This is a genomic window from Diaphorobacter sp. LR2014-1, assembly GCF_002916785.1.
Classification (GTDB): domain Bacteria; phylum Pseudomonadota; class Gammaproteobacteria; order Burkholderiales; family Burkholderiaceae_C; genus Diaphorobacter; species Diaphorobacter nitroreducens.
Window position 1 is genome coordinate 1 of record NZ_MTBE01000036.1, and the last position, 14,839, is coordinate 14,839.

Consider the following 14,839-nt stretch of genomic DNA (forward strand, 5'->3'; position numbering starts at 1 on the left):
GTGAGGTTGCCCCTGAAAAGTGGAGTTCTTAACCCTTGTTGAAGATACCGACAAGGAGTTCAGAGATGAGTGACAAGCAGGTGCGTGCGCAGTACACGCGAGAGTTCAAGCAGGAGGCTGTTCGGCAGGTCCGCTCGGGTCAGGCGATTGCGGTGGTGGCCAAGGTACTGGGCATCCCCAAAGCGAGCCTGGGCAACTGGGTGCGGCTGTCAGCCAAGGGAGAATTGGACGGTGCGGGCGGTGGTGACAAGGGCATCCAAGTCTCGCCCGAGCAGATGGAGATAGCCCGGTTGCGTGCAGAGAATGCTCGCCTTCGCATGGAGCGCGACATCGCAAAAAAAGCCGCGGCGTACTTCGCGCAGGACACGCTGCGAGGTACGCCTGGATTCACCAAATGAGAAAGCTGTACCCGGTGAGTGTGTCCTGCGGGGTGCTGGAGGTCAGCGCGAGCGGGTACTTCAACTGGCTGCGCCGGCGTGAGTCTGGCCACGGTGGACCTGCCCGGCGTCACAGCGACGAAGCCCTGCTGGCGTACATGCGCGCCATCCACGCCGAGGTGAAGGGGGAATACGGCTGGCCACGCATGCACAAGGAACTGCTGGCCCGGGGCATCCGAGTGGGCAAAGACCGGGTGCGCAAGCTCATGCAGCAGCACGGCATCAGGGCCAAGACCAAACGCAAGTTCGTGGTGACCACCGATAGCCGCCACAGCCTGCCGGTGGCGCCCGACTTGGTACAGCGGCGCTTCAACCCCGAGGCGCCCAACCAGCTCTGGAGTGGCGACATCACCTACATCCAAACCGACGAGGGCTGGCTGTACCTGGCTGCGGTCATCGACCTGTTCAACCGTCAGGTGGTGGGCTGGAGCCTGCAGCCGCACATGCAGGCCAGCCTGGTCAAGGACGCGCTGGCCATGGCGTGGTGGCGCCGCAGGCCGCCTCCTGGGCTGATATTCCACAGCGACCGGGGCAGCCAGTATTGCAGCCATGAGTTCCAGGATGCCTTGAAGGGCTGGGGCATGCGTTCATCGATGAGCAGAAAGGGTAACTGTTGGGACAACGCACCGACCGAGAGCTTCTGGGGCCGGCTGAAAACAGCCAGCGTACATGGGTGCAAATTTGCTACCCGTGAGCAGGCCAGGCAGGCGGTGATGGACTGGATGGCCTTCTACAATCACCGAAGGCTGCATTCGTCGCTGGGCTACCTCAGCCCGATGCAGTACGAGCAGCGCTGGTACGAGGCACAGCGTAAAAAGGCCGCGTGAACCGTGGGTTAAGAGCTACACGAAACAGGGGCAAGGTCAGCGCTCAGCGAACACGCGCTCTTCACGGGCGCTGAAGCTCTCGGGGCCTTCGGCCAGTAGAGACCAACCTGCATCGAGTTCGCCGCGACGAACCAAACCGCTCCAGTGCAGCCACTCTCGCAACCCCTCTTCGCGCCGCATACTTGTTGACGGAGAGAGCATCACATCACTGCACTCGATGCCGAAAACCTCAGTGGCACCCACGACCCCTTCAAAGGGGGCAACTCTCGCGAAAGCAGCCTGCAGGGACTCACCCTCGACCAAGAAACTGTCAACGCGTACGCGGGGCAGTTCATGCCATCCAACCTCGACTGGGTGGGCGGCGACGATGGTGAAAATCTTGCGTGGCATATGAGTCAGCACTTGTTGGTGATGACTCATGCTACCGTTTAAAGAAACGCTGTCAATTGCGCTTTGTCCTTCGCGCCGAGGCAGCAACCACCGCTCTGATCACAACGTCTTTCATGGTCGTTCCATACCCAAGAGAAAGCAAATGTTGAAGCGCTTCATGCCCCTCAGCATCAAAGTCGATAACGACGCGCTTGCCCCCTGATTCCTCCAGACGCTGCAGGAATGTTTTAGACCTTGCTGTCTGAGTTGTGTCGCCGGCTGGAGGTTTCTTCTTGACTGCCATGTGTGTCTTGCTGATCGGTTGCTGAAGCACTCCCAGCGCCAGGGAGAAGGTGAGCCCCATTTTTAATGGCGATCAGGAGATTGTCCTTATTTCCCACGAACGCATCCAGCTGATCGCCGAGGCGGCACATCGCGAGCATCAGGCCGGAAAAGAAGTCCGCTGCCGCATCGCTGTAGGGCATTTCCTGAACACCCTCACTGGATGGCTTGTCACGGCCGACGGTCAGGAAATGGTCGGTCTCGTAGCCGTGCAGCAAGGGGTCTTGAACAATGTAGCTGTTCAGGCGCCGCATCGAGTTTAGATCCCAGTGACTACCAGGCAAATCGCGCTTGTACTCGACTTTGGAGCTGCCGGGGCGCGTGTAGGTCAACTTGAGGTATGCACGGGCCACAACCCCAACCCCGAAAAATCGAGGCCGATTGTTGGAATGAATGTTCCTGTTGCCTCCCCACTCCCAAGACCTGCGTGCATCATCTTCTAGCTTTTCTGCAGCGAAGTGCCCGTTGGGGTGGATCGAGCCATCAGCTGCACGAGCAAACGTCGTGTTGTTCTCGTAACGATAGAGGATGACCAGCTCTTGCTTGACCTCGACTGCCAAGTGCTCCTTCATCGCTTCTTCCACGAACCGCTCAATCGTGCTCAGCACTCCGCCCTGGATGCGCCAGTTAACTCGCGCTTGTGTCACCTCAACATGCCCCTTCCAGACAGGCTGCGTTGTAAGCGCCCGTGCGGTGGGCGCAAGCTCTGCTGGGATGTTGATAGTGAATTCGCCTTGCGCGTCCACGGTGATGGGCGACTTGAATTGGATCGTCTCACCGGACTTGCCCGTGTGCTTGAACTCACGGGTCTTCACTGTCGCCATGCTGTGTCCTCTGGTTGTCTTTGCGGATGCAAGTGATTGATCACCAGAATATGCCGTTTATTTAAACGTTGGCAAGTGGCTGTGGATTTGTGGAATGAGAACCCTCACACCGTCAGCGTCAATGTCAGTGCACCGTCACCGTTGGCTGTTGGCGATGTGCACTGCCTCCAGAGCTGTGCAGGCCAGGGTGATAACACGCGAGACGGTTATTTGCTGGCCGGTGGTGTAGCTTTTGCCATTGACCCGATCCAGATAGGCGGTGGCTGACATGCCAAGTAAGCGTGCAGCACCTCGTCCCGTCAGGCCCATTCTTTTCTGCCAATCGCGCAGCTGCGCTGGGGTCATGGGTTCCATTTGCGCGCAAGCAGCCTGCAGCAGCGCCAGCGCCTTCTCCCCATTTGTGATCTCTTTGGTCATGCCTTCGGAGTGGAGTGTTTGGCGGTCAATGACACGTGGATGGACTACCGAAGAAGCAACTTCTCCAGCCTCTTTTGGAGACCATTGTCGTGGATGGCATTGCGGCGTCACATGCACGCATGTTCACTGCAATTGATCCTTCACAGCCTGGGAAAGTGCTTTCAACTTTGCCACGTCGATGCCATCAGGCGATGTCACGGCGCCAAGGCCGTTCTCGCTGCAAACTTGCTTGGCGATAAGGTGAGCCAAATACAGGCGGGGCTTCTCTTGTGGGTCAGCACAATCAGCGGCGAACTCCCCTTTTCTGCCCGACATGTACTGCATCGCAGTGGTGATCGACCAGTTGTTTCCAAGGCCGTGTTTGAGCAGCTGCAGGGCCTGCAAGATGGCCTCCTCCCCATCGATAGCTGCAAGGATCGCCTCAGCGCATAGTCGGGCCTTGGGCAGTTCGCGCGGGGCTTCTGCTCGTGCTTTGGCGATTTTGGCTCTCATGGCCGGGCTCGACATTGGTATTGCTTTCCTTGATCAGTTTTGCGGCTGGGTATCGGCACGCCACACGGTCAGCATGTGGGCCATCCACTCCGGGCCTACACGATCCACCGCGTAAGCGATGGAGTCGCTCGGGCAAAGCTCACGCATACGTCCAGATGCTAGGGCCACGTACAGCAATTCGCCTTTTGACAGGACGCCAGTGCGCGCATAGTCCCCTGCCCACGCTTCACGGGCGATTTCATCCAGATGCTCAAGCTGGTTCATCTGCTTTCCTTTTAGATTGCAGTTACGACCGACTTGAACCATTCGGCCGAGACTGCGCGGAAATGGGATTCGATCTTCTCTGCCTGGGCCTTCCCGGCATCCACGTTTTTGATGTGCCCACCTGCTTGTCCAGCTTCCCAGTACCTAATCGCGTGGTCGATCATGGTGTCAGCATCCGCCCCACGCGAGCCCAACTCCAGCGTTCGCATGGCCGCACCAACGTGATCCCCGGCGCCAGGTATGCGCGAGTCCCCGAGCGCGGTGCACCACCCATGACCAGACGGAGCATTCGCCTCAGCGAAGCACGGAAACACTCGCATGATCGCCGTAGCCAGGACCAGCGGGTGGCCAGGGTACACAGGCCAGTCCCCCGTCAGCTCATTGATGATGAAAGCGCCTTGCTCCATACTCTTTCCGATCAGTTGTGCGTTGCCAAATCGCTCTTGCGAGCGGCCCACAAGGCAGCAATCGCATCCATTCGCGAGACGCCTTCGATCACGCGGCGGCAGTCCCCGTCCGTTTCGGGATCGTAGGCGGCGTTCACGTCCGCCCGCCACGTCCCATCAGCCGCCTTGTCGAAGCTGCCCACGCACTCATAGCCGCCAGGCGTTGTCAAACCGTTGGAGCATCGGCGCTGGAGAAACCCAGGAGCCTTAGCCGTCTCGTAGTTGCAGTTCAGGTCCACGAAATACACGCCGTCATCGAGAATGATCTGGTCTTTGCTCATCGTGTTTCCTATCTCTTGTTGAAGGTGGACCAATCCGGCTTCTTGCCCTGCCGCAGGAATCCCATCATGAAGGCGTGCTCCGGCTCTGGCAACTCGAAGTGCAGTGCGCTCTGACCGCGTGCACAGCAATCTCCTGGCATTCGGATGAGGCCCTTCACAAGTCTCCCTGGCGTCTTCGACAACGCCCGCAGAACCCGGCGCGTGGTAGCCGGTCCAGCATGCTCCCATCCGAGACGAGCAGCTATCTGGTGACACAGCCATTCGTCGCCGTACATCACCGAAGGGTTGTCGGTCTCAATCAGAACCTGCAGGGCAGCGTCGCACGCGCGCATGAGTCTGCTTTCCTTTCAGGCCAGTCGGCACGAACCATCAAGCGACTTGATGATGACGCCCGTGCGCACAAGAGACTCCACCGTAGCGGGGTGGACGGTGCGGGTTGTGATGGCATCACGCAGCCGAAACAGACCAGAGTCCAAGTGGTGTTGCAATTCCGCCCCGCCCTTCATCTTCTGGACAAGCAAGTCTTGAGCTTCACTGAGCTTCATGTCTGCGCTTTCCCAGATGGTTTATGCAGCCGGTGCCGCCCCATGCTTGCGGTCGTCCCGAACTCGAAAATTGTCAGCACGCCAGTCTCCCGAACGCTTGAAAATTGCGCGGGCTTCGTGGGCGCTGCGTGCTTGCACAGTCATGTGGTACTCATAGCGATAGCCGCTGTGAGTGAGTACCGCAAAGTCCCCAAGCTCCTTGGACGCTTTTGCCATGGCTGGTTTCCTAGCATTTGCTGGAGGTGGAACTGAAGAATGCTGCAAGAGCCGGACGCACAAGATCGCGCACGCCCTTGCGACCGATCTTGTCGGCCTCACGAACGAGCCGCGCCGTTCCAACAGATGTCTCAGCAAGAATTGTGGTGACCATAGGAGCTGGAGAGCCACTGGGCCAGCATTCAACGTGCGCGTACACATAGACCGAGCTACGGCCATACGTGGAGCAGAACGCGCCGTTACCCCTGCCTGGCGGATAGAAGCGGTAGCCGTAGGACAAGACTTTCGTGTCGTCATCCGGAAACCTCCCGAGCCACTGGCCTGCCTTTACCTCGGGGATTGCGGGCATAGGACACCTCATCACATAGACTCTATGCAGCGCAGGGCGTCCACCAGTGACGTGCAGACGATGGCCCGATCCCCGCATCCGTCCAGGAACCAGTCACGCTGCGCGCCGCCAATGGATCGTCCCCCCTCAATCTTGAAGGTCATGCCGTTGGTCCCGACGACCTCATACGACCCCTTTCCGAGTTTGGCCAGCTCACGAATGCGCCCAAAGTAGTAGCTACGACCATTTACTTTGAAGATTCCAGAATTTTCTACATTCGTGGCCACGATCTTCTTTCCTATCAGTTGCTCAGTTGGTTTGCATTTGCTGCCCGCGCGCTGCGGCTGTGCGGTCGTCCCTTACCCGAAAGTCATCAGCACGCCAGTCCCCGGATCGCTTGAAAATCTCGCGAGCTTCGCGTGCGCTGCGGGCATCGACACTCATGTGGTACTCGTACCGGAAGCCGTTATTAACCAGCACGGCAAACGGCCCTCTTGTCTCTGTCGCCATGGCGGCTTTCCTTTGCAATACTGTTGACTCAATTATAAGTAGCCATTGGCTACAATGTCAAGCCATTTTGCAAGCTGCGGCAGCATGCCTTTCTCGTGTACGAACTCCAGCACCCGAGCGCTGCGCTCAATGTAGCGGGGGATTGGCCTGGCGCCTATGGCATAGCGGCGGTATCCCACCGGGTCACACCGCAGCAGATCGGCCATCGCCTCCTGGCTCGGTGCTCCAATCCTCACCCGCAGCGCCTCAAGCTCTTCTCCGGTCATGCGTGTTTTCCTCTACTTGGTTTGGGTGGGCAGCAGCTTGATCAACTTCGCCTGGCAGTCATGGCAGCGCTGCTCCTCAGGGGTTGCTATGAATTGCTCTTGCGGAACAAACACAGCACGAATGCTTGGCCTGGCCGTGTAGCGGCATCGAGAACGTCCGCCCGTCTCGGTCGCCAAGTGGATTCGTTTTGTGGCCACGGCTGCTTTCACACGTTAGGCGTCGCTCAATGCTGTCGCCATCAAGTTCCAAGCGATGATCCCAAAGTGCACCACGCCAATCACCACGAGGGAACCTACGACGATCAGGCCAAACCGCGAGAGGAAGGAGTTTTCGTCTTCCAATTTCGCAAGGAGGTAAGGCGTGCCAAAGATTCCGAAAAGCACGATGGCGACAAACAGCAAAGCACTTGCTATCAGGTTCTCCGCGATCCATCGGGTCAGTTGCGCAACCACAGCCATGAATCCCTGGTCTGCGACGTTCTGTTGAAGCCAATACACAAGAGCAATAGTTGCAGCGGCACAGACCGCTTGCAAGATAGTCTCAAGGCTCCCTGCAATGCACCAGTTTCTCTTTCCCGTCATTGCTTCTTTCCTTCTCTTCGAGCTTTGTAGGCGAACCCAAGGCCCAGCAGTGCGCTCATGACCGGGATTCCTACGCCAAGCATGAGGCCCAACATGACCCCTGTTTCTTTTGCAAGTTGGCTAGGGTCAAAGCCCCCTTGCACATCTGCAACCACGCCGCTGAAACCAAGATTTCCGATGGCGAGGAAGATCATCGCCAAGCCAAAGCAATGCACCCATTTTTTCGAGTAGATGCCCGTCGCCAAGCACACGGCAGCGCAGGCCCAGAAGACATTCCAAATCCAAGGCTGCAAATTAAGCATCTGTGAACCTCGATCAGTCAGGTTACCAATACCAACGCCAACTGCGGGAATGGCTGCAACGAAGATGAAGATCAACAGAAAATCTGTCATCGTGGAAATTGGGGATTTCTTATGTGCGTTCATGCGCTTTCCTTCAGGTCAACCGGACTTCGCATACTTGGCTGATGAGGTACCCAAGGCCTGCGATCTTGTGCTCGTGCTTGGGCTCGAACGAACGCAGATGAGCCCTCACCACGCGATTCAGGAGCGCGGGGGCATCTGCATCGTCGAAGCCCTCACGAAAAACGATCTCACCTTCAGGCGGGGGCTGGTCAGCAAACAAGCGATCCAGGAGCTTCGTGTAGTCGTTTCCCCGCTTGAACTCTTCGGGCACCGCGCCGATGGGAGGCAACAGCTTGGTTGTGCCAAAGGCGATTTCGACATCCGTGATAGTGTTCAGCGAATCACGCGTCAGTTTGAATTCAGGCATAGGTTCTTTCCGATCATTTCGCGCCGACAGGCGAAATGAGTTGAACTTCGCGACGTGCAGTGCCTGCACGCGCCGCAGCCACCGTGTCAAAGCCCTTGACGCCGCAGCCAGGGTCTTCGCTACAAAACTCCCAATTGGACTTCAGCGTGACAATGATCGAGCTGCCGTCTTCACGCTCATCATCCACTGCTGCAACGTAGCTCAGCTTGCTGATCGCATCTAAGGTTTTGCTCATAGCGGCGATTTCCTTGACTACTTAAATTCGTGGCTGGCCGGCTTCTTCACCGGCTCGACAGTCCCGCCCCAGGCCTTGGCATCGCCCTCCGCGCGCTTGAATGTACGGTACGGGCCGTAGACATCACGCTGCAAAGGCGTGCGCTTGACGATAACAACGTAAGCCATGGCCAGCGATCAATTGACTCGACCGAGCGCGTCGGCCCGAGCCTGGGCCTCCTCGCGGGTCCAGAAACTACCGAACAGGTATAGGGTGTCGGACTCGATTACCTCGAAACGGCGGCCGTCCGGTGCGAGTTGGACCTTGTAGAGGCTGGTGTTCATGATTTTTTCCATTCGATCTTTCCTCTTGTGTTCACCCGCCCAGTGGCGAATAGGTTGGGCACGTCACCCCGTCGCGGGGTTGGACACCATTACGACCCAAGATCGGCTTTGGTACGCTAAACGGGAGAATGGCAATCAAGTCAGGGACAGGCGCCCTGCATCGACCCGAAGAATCTCGACGGATTCGACCGGTTGGTGTTCGCTCCCACGTCGCCAACGCACACGTTTCGCAGCACTGGCCCAAAGTCTTGCTCACGACAGCTTTCCTTGCTTGGTTCACTTGCTCTGGTGGTCACAGCCCGTAACGCGCCTTGAACGCACTTCTGGTCGAGAGCATGGTTTCGATCAGTACCACATCATCAATCACGCCGAGATGCCGGGCCAAGGCGCGAACGGCGGCTTCGTAGACGCCATCGAACTCGCGCCCAACGAGAGTAAATGAGGTCATCAGGGAAGGTAAGCCAGGTACACGGAAACTGACCGCGACGACTTCCGGCCGCTTTCCCGACCGCTTCATGTGGCTGACGTAACGCAGCGTCCCATCCTCACGGATCAATGACTCCTTATCGCTGGGCATCGATGCCGCAACGCGCTGCCGCACCTTTGCGGCGGCGGCCTGAGTCTTGTATTCTTCGGCGGCAGCAACCGCAGCCGACAAGGCCAGCCTGCAGTGATCGACGGCAATGGTCACGCCGCATGCCTCCAGCAGGGGAATCGCGTCACTCAGCAGTCTTGCGGCCTTGCGGACTTGAGCGGGTGGTTTTGCACGTTGCAGGTGAGCCATGGGAGACTTTCCTCTCAGTTTTTCCATCCACGCTCAAGCGGCGTCACGCGCCACCACTGACCATCCTGGCTGGTGGCCACTGCCCGCTCTCTGCGACAGGACCCCAGCTTGACCATGCGAGAACCGTCTTGCACAAACCGAAGGCCGCGTAGCGCCTCGGTAGTAAAACGCTGCTTCAGCGTGGCGTAGATCGGCTGCTTGCTCATGCGGCTCCTTGTCTCAGCGGGTTGAAAACAATGATCCGACCTCGCGAGCACGATCTGCGATCACCTGCGCCTTGAACTGGCCTTCGTCGTCCACTGCCCAAGCTGGCGGTTGCTTGCGCGTCCCATTCGGGGTATCCAGCTCGACGTAAGCGCAGGCCGCGTCCAGAGCTTCGGATTGGTCCAGGGTGAACACCGATAGGAGGCAACTAAGGCCCTTGTCCGCCAGCAATCCAATGACTCGCATCACGTCACGCACTGAGCCACTGACTACCGTACGATCTGGCACGCCCTCAATAGGATTGATAGTTAAGCTCGCCTCCACCGCGGTGTGGGTAGATGCCTCTGCGACCATGGTCCGCACCAGAACCACATCAACGGCGAGGCTGGCAAAGAGTGTCTTGTCGGCATTCATGATTCTTTCCTCGACTACTTGGTGAGCGACCAAACAACGAGCGCGCCACGGCGTTCCCAGGCAATGTCGCCCTTCTTGCGCAGCGCCTGCAGGCGGCGGTCGATGACCCGAAACTCTTCATTCGGCTGATTCATCAGCGGCTTGGCCTCTGCATCCAGCGCCGTGGTCAATGCCGCTGCCGTGTTCTTGCCAGCGGCGATGAGATCCAGCATCTTCTTGTCGAACTCGGTGTAGTCGCGCGCTTGCGTAGCCATGGTCTCTTTCCCTTCAAACTTTCGAGCCACCCTGGCGGGTCACTCCGGGCGTCCAGACTGCATCAGCGACCGCGATCCCAGGGTTCGCCTTGGCGAACTCTTTGCCTGCCGCGTAGCACACTGCACTCAGCGTGCCAGGCACAACATTGGCCGTTTTCTCCAGGCCCGCGTATCCATCCCAGAAGGCTGTACGGTGACCAGCACCACGATGCGGCTTCCCATCGTGGTACAGCTCACTCGACTTGTCCCGCGCAGCCGCGAGCATTGCGTCATAGGTCTTCTGGAACGATGGTGTCTTGTAGCGGGGCACGGAGTGGATTCCTTCGTTTAGGCGCAGAGCAGCTTGCGTCCGTCGTCGGTCACGCGCAGCCAGACCTCGCCGGTAGGAAGGGCCAGCGGGCCGCACAGCATCCGAGAAGATTTCAACAATCCCGCATCAATGAGTGCCTGGATACGAGGGCGCACGGGTTCGGCGGTCACCGCCTTTGTGCTGGCGTTCAGCGCCTCGACCTTCCGTAGGATTTCAGTCGTTGTGCCCATCTCATTCCTCTCAAACAATTTCGTTGGTGTCGCCAAACCTGAATGCCCAGGAGAACCGGCGCGTCTCTTCGCCACAGATTGCCTCGGCCACAAGGCAGGGGCCTGACACCTCGCCATCCATCATGCTTCGGCCTGGTCGCACCTCCACACCCAAGACTTCGACCTTCAAGGAAGCCTTCACGGCGTGGGGAGCCGTGCGAAACCACTGCGTAGCACGTACAGCGCTTTCGGCGTGTGCTTGGAGATGTTGAGTGGCTTCCATGGATATTCTTTCGTTGTGTCGCGGCTTGTTGAGCTTCGCCTGACAGTCCTGGCAACGCTGTGCCACAGGCGTGAGCAGGAAGCGGTCCATAGGGACAAACAACGCCTGAATGCTTGGCCTCGACGTGTAGCGGCAACGCGAGCGACCGCCGGTCTCAGTTGCCAGGTGGACACGCTTCGAGGACATGGCTGGTTTCCTTGATCCCGGCGTTCAATGCACTGAACGCGAGGTAGGTGGAGTGGCATCAGCGATGCGGTAGATGGTCTGCACCTCGTCGTCCACCACAGCAGGAGCTGAAGCGATCAAGCCGTCCACCATCAACATCGCCAGGGTGCTGGATGCCTGCGCAAAGCTGCCCAGCGCAGCCGTAGCATCCTTCATGAAGAATCCGACCTGCACACCGTGGGCAGTGTTGTGATGGGCCTGGACGGCCCGCAAAGCCGCGATGGCCTCTGTGTGGTTCATCTCGGTTCTTTCCTTTTTTACTGGACTAGATTGATGACCACGCCGACAGCCTTGAGGGCATCCAGCGTTGGGTAATAGACGGCTTCATGAATGACGAAGCCTGCAGTGTCAAGGACATCGACGGCCTGGTAGGGCTTGCCTTCGCACAGCTTGTCCAGAACAGGGCTGCACGTGTAGCCATTGCCAGGGCACTCGACTCTGCGGGTGTCCCCATTCCAGTCAACAAAGAAACCAGATGCGGCCATGGTGCGTTGCTTCCTTCTCTTACTGCATGACAGCCGTAAAGACACGCGCCTCGCCCTCGATGGTGACCAGCAGGACATGCTGGTTGCGTTCGTCTTGCTCAATTCGGGTGGCGAGTGCTGCCATGTCTTCGCTCCAGTAATTTATAGTGCAATTCTAGCGTTTATATAAACGCTGTCAAGCCTTTCTGATCCGCTTGCTTGCCGCAATCAGTGCGCGATTGACCACGGCCTTGTTGGTTGGCCCGTAGCCGCTCACAAGCAGCGCGGCCAGGGCATCGCTCCCCTCGGCATCCAGGTCAACCAACAGGCGCTTGCCGTTGGATTTCTCCAGGCGCTCAAGGTGTGCTTTGGCGCGCGCAGTCCGAGTCACATCACCAAGCGGCACTTTCTTTGCGGCGGCCATCTTTCCTTTCAGTCCTTAGGATCAAAGGACACACAACCGAAGTCTGGTGCCGTGATCAAAAACGCTTGGTAGCCTGATCCGTCCAGCCCAAAAGCCTTCAGGCTTTTAGATCCAGGTTTCAGTACCAGGTCACCAGCCACACCGTCTTCGGGATCAAACTCTGCAACTTGATCGGTGACATCGTAGAAATTAGGGACATTTGTGCATCGGCCCAAACCGTCACGCCAGCCTGCGTTACCTTTCTCAACTCTTCCCCACTTCTTACAAGTGGCGCAGCTCATCGTTGTCATTGCTGTTTTTTCCTTGTTGATAGATCACTCACCGGTTTGTGAGTAGGTTGGACACGTCGAACCATCACGAGGTTGAACACCGTTTCGACCAAGATGTGGAACGGGCACACTGAACGGGAGGATGGCTACCAGATCTGGCGTAGGGGCGCGGCACCGACCCGAAGAATCTCGCCGGATGCGACCAGTGGGTGTTCGCTCCCATGTCACATGCGCACACGTCTCGCAGCACTGGCCCAATTTCGTACTCACGGTGCTTTCCTTGATTAGCCCGCAAGGCTGTGAATGTTTACTCGGCATTTGATGCGCTCAAGCACCAGTCCCGCAGAACTAGCAGCGCAGTCCGCAATGTCTAGGCCAGTCCGAGTTGCCTCAGCCTCATCGAACACATGCAAGTCACGGTCACCGATTGTGTACAGCCCCAACCTATCCGGCGTGGAAAGCAGGAGCTTCTCCAACTTCTTGCACCACGTCTTTTCTTCCGACGTTAGTGGCGAAGTTTTCAGTTCGTAATGGGCCATAGGGCTGCTTTCCTTCACTTGAATCGAATATCGCCAACACCCGACACCCGCGTGTCACGCTGCGCAGGATCGCCCCATACCTTGATGCCACCCGCACCAGACACGCGGGCTTTCAGAGAGCTTTTTACAAGGGCCTTGATCTTTCCCGCTCCTGACACATTCAGCGAGGCGCTTTCCGCTTCGAGCTTCTTCGCATTCACATCGCCCGCCCCGGAAATTGTCGCGTCCAGATGCTTGACGCGCCCAGTAAGCGTGACGGTTCCTGACCCCGAAATTTCTAACTCGATTGCATCCTGATTCAAACGCTCCAGACACAGATTGCACGCTCCTGAAATGCTGACTTCGGGTAGCCCTGGCAACGTAATTTCCACCGTGGCACGGTGTCCGTCGCCATTGATTACGATGTCACCTCCCGCCACATTGCCTATGTGGCCGTGGAACACTTGCAGCGAGTACCCGCTGACGATGGTTACGTCGCCGTCGATATGGATGCAGCCATCAACACGCCTGGCGGTCGGGCGCGTGGAGATCGTGAGCGTGCCACCAAAAATCTCGGTTAGAACGTCTTCGGGACAATCTGCAATCACCGTCATTGACGGCTCGCCATGCGTGACGAATACATCGGCAGCGCCCCGAATAACAAGCTGGTCGACGGCTTGCATGGGACGGGTTTGTGTTCTGCGATTTTCGTTCACAGTGTTGTTTCCCTTCAAACTTTCGAGCCACCTTGGCGAGTCACGCCAGGCGTCCACACTGCATCCTCAATCACGATGCCTGGGCTCGACTTAGCGAACTCTTTCCCAGCTGCGTAGCACACAGCACTGAGCGTGCCTGGCACCACGTTCGCTGACTTGGCCAGGCCAGCGTATCCATCCCAGAAAGCTGTACGGTGGCCAGCACCTCGGTGCGGCTTACCATCGTGGTACAGCTCACTCGACGTGTCCCGCGCAGCCGCGAGCATCGCGTCATAGGTCTTCTGGAACGATGGGGTCTTGTAGCGGGGCAAGGCTGCTTTCCTTGATTGGCTCTTAGACCATGGCGTTGGGCACAAGACCCCGCGCAAGGAGGAAATCCCATCCACGCGAATCCACGGTGAAGAGGTCATCCTCACCAACAACAGTTCCATCGGCCAGCGTGATTTCTTTACTGCCGCATATGACTGCATGCCAAGCTCTGCACTCCAGAAGCTCAGACCCACGGCGAAATTTCACAAATATTTTTGGAGCTGATTTGTCGCCAACTTTTCCCAGGATCGGGTATTGATCATCTGCATCTGGCTTCGGGGTAGGAACAAGCATCACCTCCGCCACCAAACCACTTGGCAATGCAAATCTATTTGGCAACTGTGTTGCGTCAACTCTTTCTGAGGACATCATTTTTCCTTCACTCAGCGAATACTTCTTGCAGCGTTACCAGCGCCGCAGTCAACGTCTTTGCGGACACAACGCCTAGCTTTTTGGCCAGTCTCGCCTTGTCCACAGTCCGAAGCTGATCCAACACGATCAACCCCTTTGTTCCAGCGTGTGTGACCGGCACCCGAAATGGAGCAGCACGGCCCTTCGAGGTCATAGGCGCAACGATGACTGTGCGCAGGTTGTCATTCAACTCTGCAGGTGACACCACCACGCAAGGACGAGATTTTTTGATCTCGCTCCCTACGGTTGGGTCCAAGTTCACCAGCCAAATTTCTCCGCGCTTCACCAGGCCAACTCCGCATCATCTGCGTTGCCAAACTCACCCATGAGCAGGACATCACCGCCTTTGGCCGCGAGTTCTTTCGCCGCTTCAGCCCAGCCAAATCGCACCGCCTTGGCTGGCTTGCGCAGGACGATAGAGCCGTTCTCCACCGCGATGTCGGCGGTCATTTCGCCATCTAGCCCGGCTTGGGCGAGAAGTGGCTTTGGCAACACGATGCCTTTGCTGTTTCCAATAGTCCGAATTGCGATTTGCATGATCACTCCAGTTACAACAATGTTATTCCATGG

33 protein-coding genes are annotated in these 14,839 nt (G+C 57.7%); 1 reads left to right on the forward strand and 32 read right to left on the reverse strand.

Features of this window, described 5'->3' with window-relative positions:
• Positions 1-65: 65 nt before the first annotated feature.
• A protein-coding gene (locus BV908_RS18410; RefSeq protein ID WP_103738857.1) for an IS3 family transposase occupies positions 66-1,264 on the forward strand; the annotation gives its coding sequence in 2 pieces (ribosomal slippage) (positions 66-333 and positions 333-1,264; 1,200 coding nt in all).
• Between the two features lie 36 nt (positions 1,265-1,300).
• Here the strand turns inward: BV908_RS18410 and BV908_RS18415 are convergent.
• The 32 genes from BV908_RS18415 to BV908_RS18560 all read right to left on the reverse strand — a co-directional run bounded on the left by BV908_RS18415 (position 1,301) and on the right by BV908_RS18560 (position 14,806).
• Positions 1,301-1,684, reverse strand: coding sequence for a hypothetical protein (locus BV908_RS18415; protein WP_246867546.1), 384 nt, complete (start codon positions 1,682-1,684; stop codon positions 1,301-1,303).
• A 197-nt stretch (positions 1,685-1,881) separates the two neighbouring features.
• A complete protein-coding gene (locus tag BV908_RS18420) occupies positions 1,882-2,799 on the reverse strand; it encodes a hypothetical protein (RefSeq protein WP_103738858.1) in 918 nt (305 codons plus the stop codon).
• Between the two features lie 135 nt (positions 2,800-2,934).
• The gene (locus BV908_RS18425) at positions 2,935-3,216 is read right to left on the reverse strand and encodes a hypothetical protein (protein ID WP_103738859.1); all 282 of its coding nucleotides are present in this window, start codon (positions 3,214-3,216) and stop codon (positions 2,935-2,937) included.
• Positions 3,217-3,339: 123 nt separating this feature from the next.
• A complete protein-coding gene (locus tag BV908_RS18430; protein WP_146052273.1) occupies positions 3,340-3,708 on the reverse strand; it encodes a hypothetical protein in 369 nt (122 codons plus the stop codon).
• A gap of 33 nt (positions 3,709-3,741) precedes the next feature.
• Complete coding sequence (locus BV908_RS18435) at positions 3,742-3,972, reverse strand: hypothetical protein (RefSeq protein WP_103738861.1); 231 nt, start codon at positions 3,970-3,972, stop codon at positions 3,742-3,744.
• Between the two features lie 418 nt (positions 3,973-4,390).
• On the reverse strand, positions 4,391-4,699 hold the full coding sequence (locus tag BV908_RS18445) for a hypothetical protein (RefSeq protein WP_103738863.1): 309 nt from the start codon (positions 4,697-4,699) through the stop codon (positions 4,391-4,393).
• Positions 4,700-5,046: 347 nt separating this feature from the next.
• Positions 5,047-5,244: a hypothetical protein gene (locus BV908_RS18455; RefSeq protein WP_103738865.1), complete on the reverse strand. Its 198-nt coding sequence runs from the start codon at positions 5,242-5,244 to the stop codon at positions 5,047-5,049.
• A 21-nt stretch (positions 5,245-5,265) separates the two neighbouring features.
• A complete protein-coding gene (locus BV908_RS22260) occupies positions 5,266-5,460 on the reverse strand; it encodes a hypothetical protein (protein ID WP_146052274.1) in 195 nt (64 codons plus the stop codon).
• A gap of 360 nt (positions 5,461-5,820) precedes the next feature.
• Complete coding sequence (locus tag BV908_RS18460) at positions 5,821-6,075, reverse strand: hypothetical protein (protein ID WP_103738866.1); 255 nt, start codon at positions 6,073-6,075, stop codon at positions 5,821-5,823.
• Between the two features lie 22 nt (positions 6,076-6,097).
• Positions 6,098-6,298 (reverse strand): hypothetical protein, encoded by a 201-nt coding sequence (locus tag BV908_RS18465; RefSeq protein WP_103738867.1) that lies wholly within the window; start codon positions 6,296-6,298, stop codon positions 6,098-6,100.
• 32 nt (positions 6,299-6,330) lie between these two features.
• The gene (locus BV908_RS18470) at positions 6,331-6,564 is read right to left on the reverse strand and encodes a helix-turn-helix domain-containing protein (RefSeq protein ID WP_103738868.1); all 234 of its coding nucleotides are present in this window, start codon (positions 6,562-6,564) and stop codon (positions 6,331-6,333) included.
• Positions 6,565-6,777: 213 nt separating this feature from the next.
• A complete protein-coding gene (locus tag BV908_RS18475) occupies positions 6,778-7,146 on the reverse strand; it encodes a hypothetical protein (RefSeq protein WP_103738869.1) in 369 nt (122 codons plus the stop codon).
• Positions 7,143-7,571: a hypothetical protein gene (locus BV908_RS18480; protein ID WP_146052275.1), complete on the reverse strand. Its 429-nt coding sequence runs from the start codon at positions 7,569-7,571 to the stop codon at positions 7,143-7,145. Before BV908_RS18480 ends, BV908_RS18475 begins: the two co-directional genes overlap by 4 nt.
• A gap of 10 nt (positions 7,572-7,581) precedes the next feature.
• Positions 7,582-7,917: a hypothetical protein gene (locus BV908_RS18485; protein ID WP_103738871.1), complete on the reverse strand. Its 336-nt coding sequence runs from the start codon at positions 7,915-7,917 to the stop codon at positions 7,582-7,584.
• A 13-nt stretch (positions 7,918-7,930) separates the two neighbouring features.
• Entirely contained in the window at positions 7,931-8,152 is a 222-nt protein-coding gene (locus BV908_RS18490) for a hypothetical protein (RefSeq protein ID WP_103738872.1), read from the reverse strand.
• 17 nt (positions 8,153-8,169) lie between these two features.
• Positions 8,170-8,319 carry a hypothetical protein gene (locus BV908_RS22505; protein WP_172751400.1) on the reverse strand — a complete coding sequence of 50 codons (150 nt, stop codon included), beginning with the start codon at positions 8,317-8,319 and terminating at the stop codon, positions 8,170-8,172.
• Positions 8,320-8,328: 9 nt separating this feature from the next.
• Complete coding sequence (locus tag BV908_RS22510) at positions 8,329-8,475, reverse strand: hypothetical protein (protein WP_172751401.1); 147 nt, start codon at positions 8,473-8,475, stop codon at positions 8,329-8,331.
• A 292-nt stretch (positions 8,476-8,767) separates the two neighbouring features.
• A complete protein-coding gene (locus tag BV908_RS18495; RefSeq protein WP_086929176.1) occupies positions 8,768-9,259 on the reverse strand; it encodes a hypothetical protein in 492 nt (163 codons plus the stop codon).
• 14 nt (positions 9,260-9,273) lie between these two features.
• Positions 9,274-9,465, reverse strand: coding sequence for a hypothetical protein (locus BV908_RS18500; protein ID WP_086929177.1), 192 nt, complete (start codon positions 9,463-9,465; stop codon positions 9,274-9,276).
• Positions 9,466-9,478: 13 nt separating this feature from the next.
• Positions 9,479-9,877 (reverse strand): hypothetical protein, encoded by a 399-nt coding sequence (locus tag BV908_RS18505; protein ID WP_086929178.1) that lies wholly within the window; start codon positions 9,875-9,877, stop codon positions 9,479-9,481.
• A 14-nt stretch (positions 9,878-9,891) separates the two neighbouring features.
• A complete protein-coding gene (locus BV908_RS18510) occupies positions 9,892-10,131 on the reverse strand; it encodes a hypothetical protein (protein ID WP_103738873.1) in 240 nt (79 codons plus the stop codon).
• Between the two features lie 13 nt (positions 10,132-10,144).
• Positions 10,145-10,441 (reverse strand): hypothetical protein, encoded by a 297-nt coding sequence (locus tag BV908_RS18515; RefSeq protein WP_103738874.1) that lies wholly within the window; start codon positions 10,439-10,441, stop codon positions 10,145-10,147.
• A 17-nt stretch (positions 10,442-10,458) separates the two neighbouring features.
• The gene (locus BV908_RS22265) at positions 10,459-10,671 is read right to left on the reverse strand and encodes a hypothetical protein (RefSeq protein WP_146052276.1); all 213 of its coding nucleotides are present in this window, start codon (positions 10,669-10,671) and stop codon (positions 10,459-10,461) included.
• A 10-nt stretch (positions 10,672-10,681) separates the two neighbouring features.
• Positions 10,682-11,119, reverse strand: coding sequence for a hypothetical protein (locus BV908_RS18520; protein ID WP_103738875.1), 438 nt, complete (start codon positions 11,117-11,119; stop codon positions 10,682-10,684).
• A gap of 24 nt (positions 11,120-11,143) precedes the next feature.
• Entirely contained in the window at positions 11,144-11,398 is a 255-nt protein-coding gene (locus BV908_RS18525; RefSeq protein WP_103738876.1) for a hypothetical protein, read from the reverse strand.
• 17 nt (positions 11,399-11,415) lie between these two features.
• A complete protein-coding gene (locus tag BV908_RS18530) occupies positions 11,416-11,643 on the reverse strand; it encodes a hypothetical protein (RefSeq protein WP_103738877.1) in 228 nt (75 codons plus the stop codon).
• A 175-nt stretch (positions 11,644-11,818) separates the two neighbouring features.
• Positions 11,819-12,046 (reverse strand): hypothetical protein, encoded by a 228-nt coding sequence (locus tag BV908_RS18535; RefSeq protein WP_103738878.1) that lies wholly within the window; start codon positions 12,044-12,046, stop codon positions 11,819-11,821.
• Positions 12,047-12,054: 8 nt separating this feature from the next.
• The gene (locus BV908_RS22270) at positions 12,055-12,336 is read right to left on the reverse strand and encodes a hypothetical protein (RefSeq protein WP_146052277.1); all 282 of its coding nucleotides are present in this window, start codon (positions 12,334-12,336) and stop codon (positions 12,055-12,057) included.
• A 532-nt stretch (positions 12,337-12,868) separates the two neighbouring features.
• Complete coding sequence (locus tag BV908_RS18545; protein ID WP_103738880.1) at positions 12,869-13,516, reverse strand: DUF2807 domain-containing protein; 648 nt, start codon at positions 13,514-13,516, stop codon at positions 12,869-12,871.
• A gap of 366 nt (positions 13,517-13,882) precedes the next feature.
• The gene (locus BV908_RS22275; protein WP_146052278.1) at positions 13,883-14,230 is read right to left on the reverse strand and encodes a hypothetical protein; all 348 of its coding nucleotides are present in this window, start codon (positions 14,228-14,230) and stop codon (positions 13,883-13,885) included.
• 7 nt (positions 14,231-14,237) lie between these two features.
• Positions 14,238-14,558, reverse strand: a complete 321-nt coding sequence (locus tag BV908_RS18555) for a type II toxin-antitoxin system PemK/MazF family toxin (RefSeq protein ID WP_103738882.1) — start codon at positions 14,556-14,558, stop codon at positions 14,238-14,240.
• Positions 14,552-14,806 carry an AbrB/MazE/SpoVT family DNA-binding domain-containing protein gene (locus BV908_RS18560; RefSeq protein ID WP_103738883.1) on the reverse strand — a complete coding sequence of 85 codons (255 nt, stop codon included), beginning with the start codon at positions 14,804-14,806 and terminating at the stop codon, positions 14,552-14,554. Before BV908_RS18560 ends, BV908_RS18555 begins: the two co-directional genes overlap by 7 nt.
• Positions 14,807-14,839: the final 33 nt, after the last annotated feature.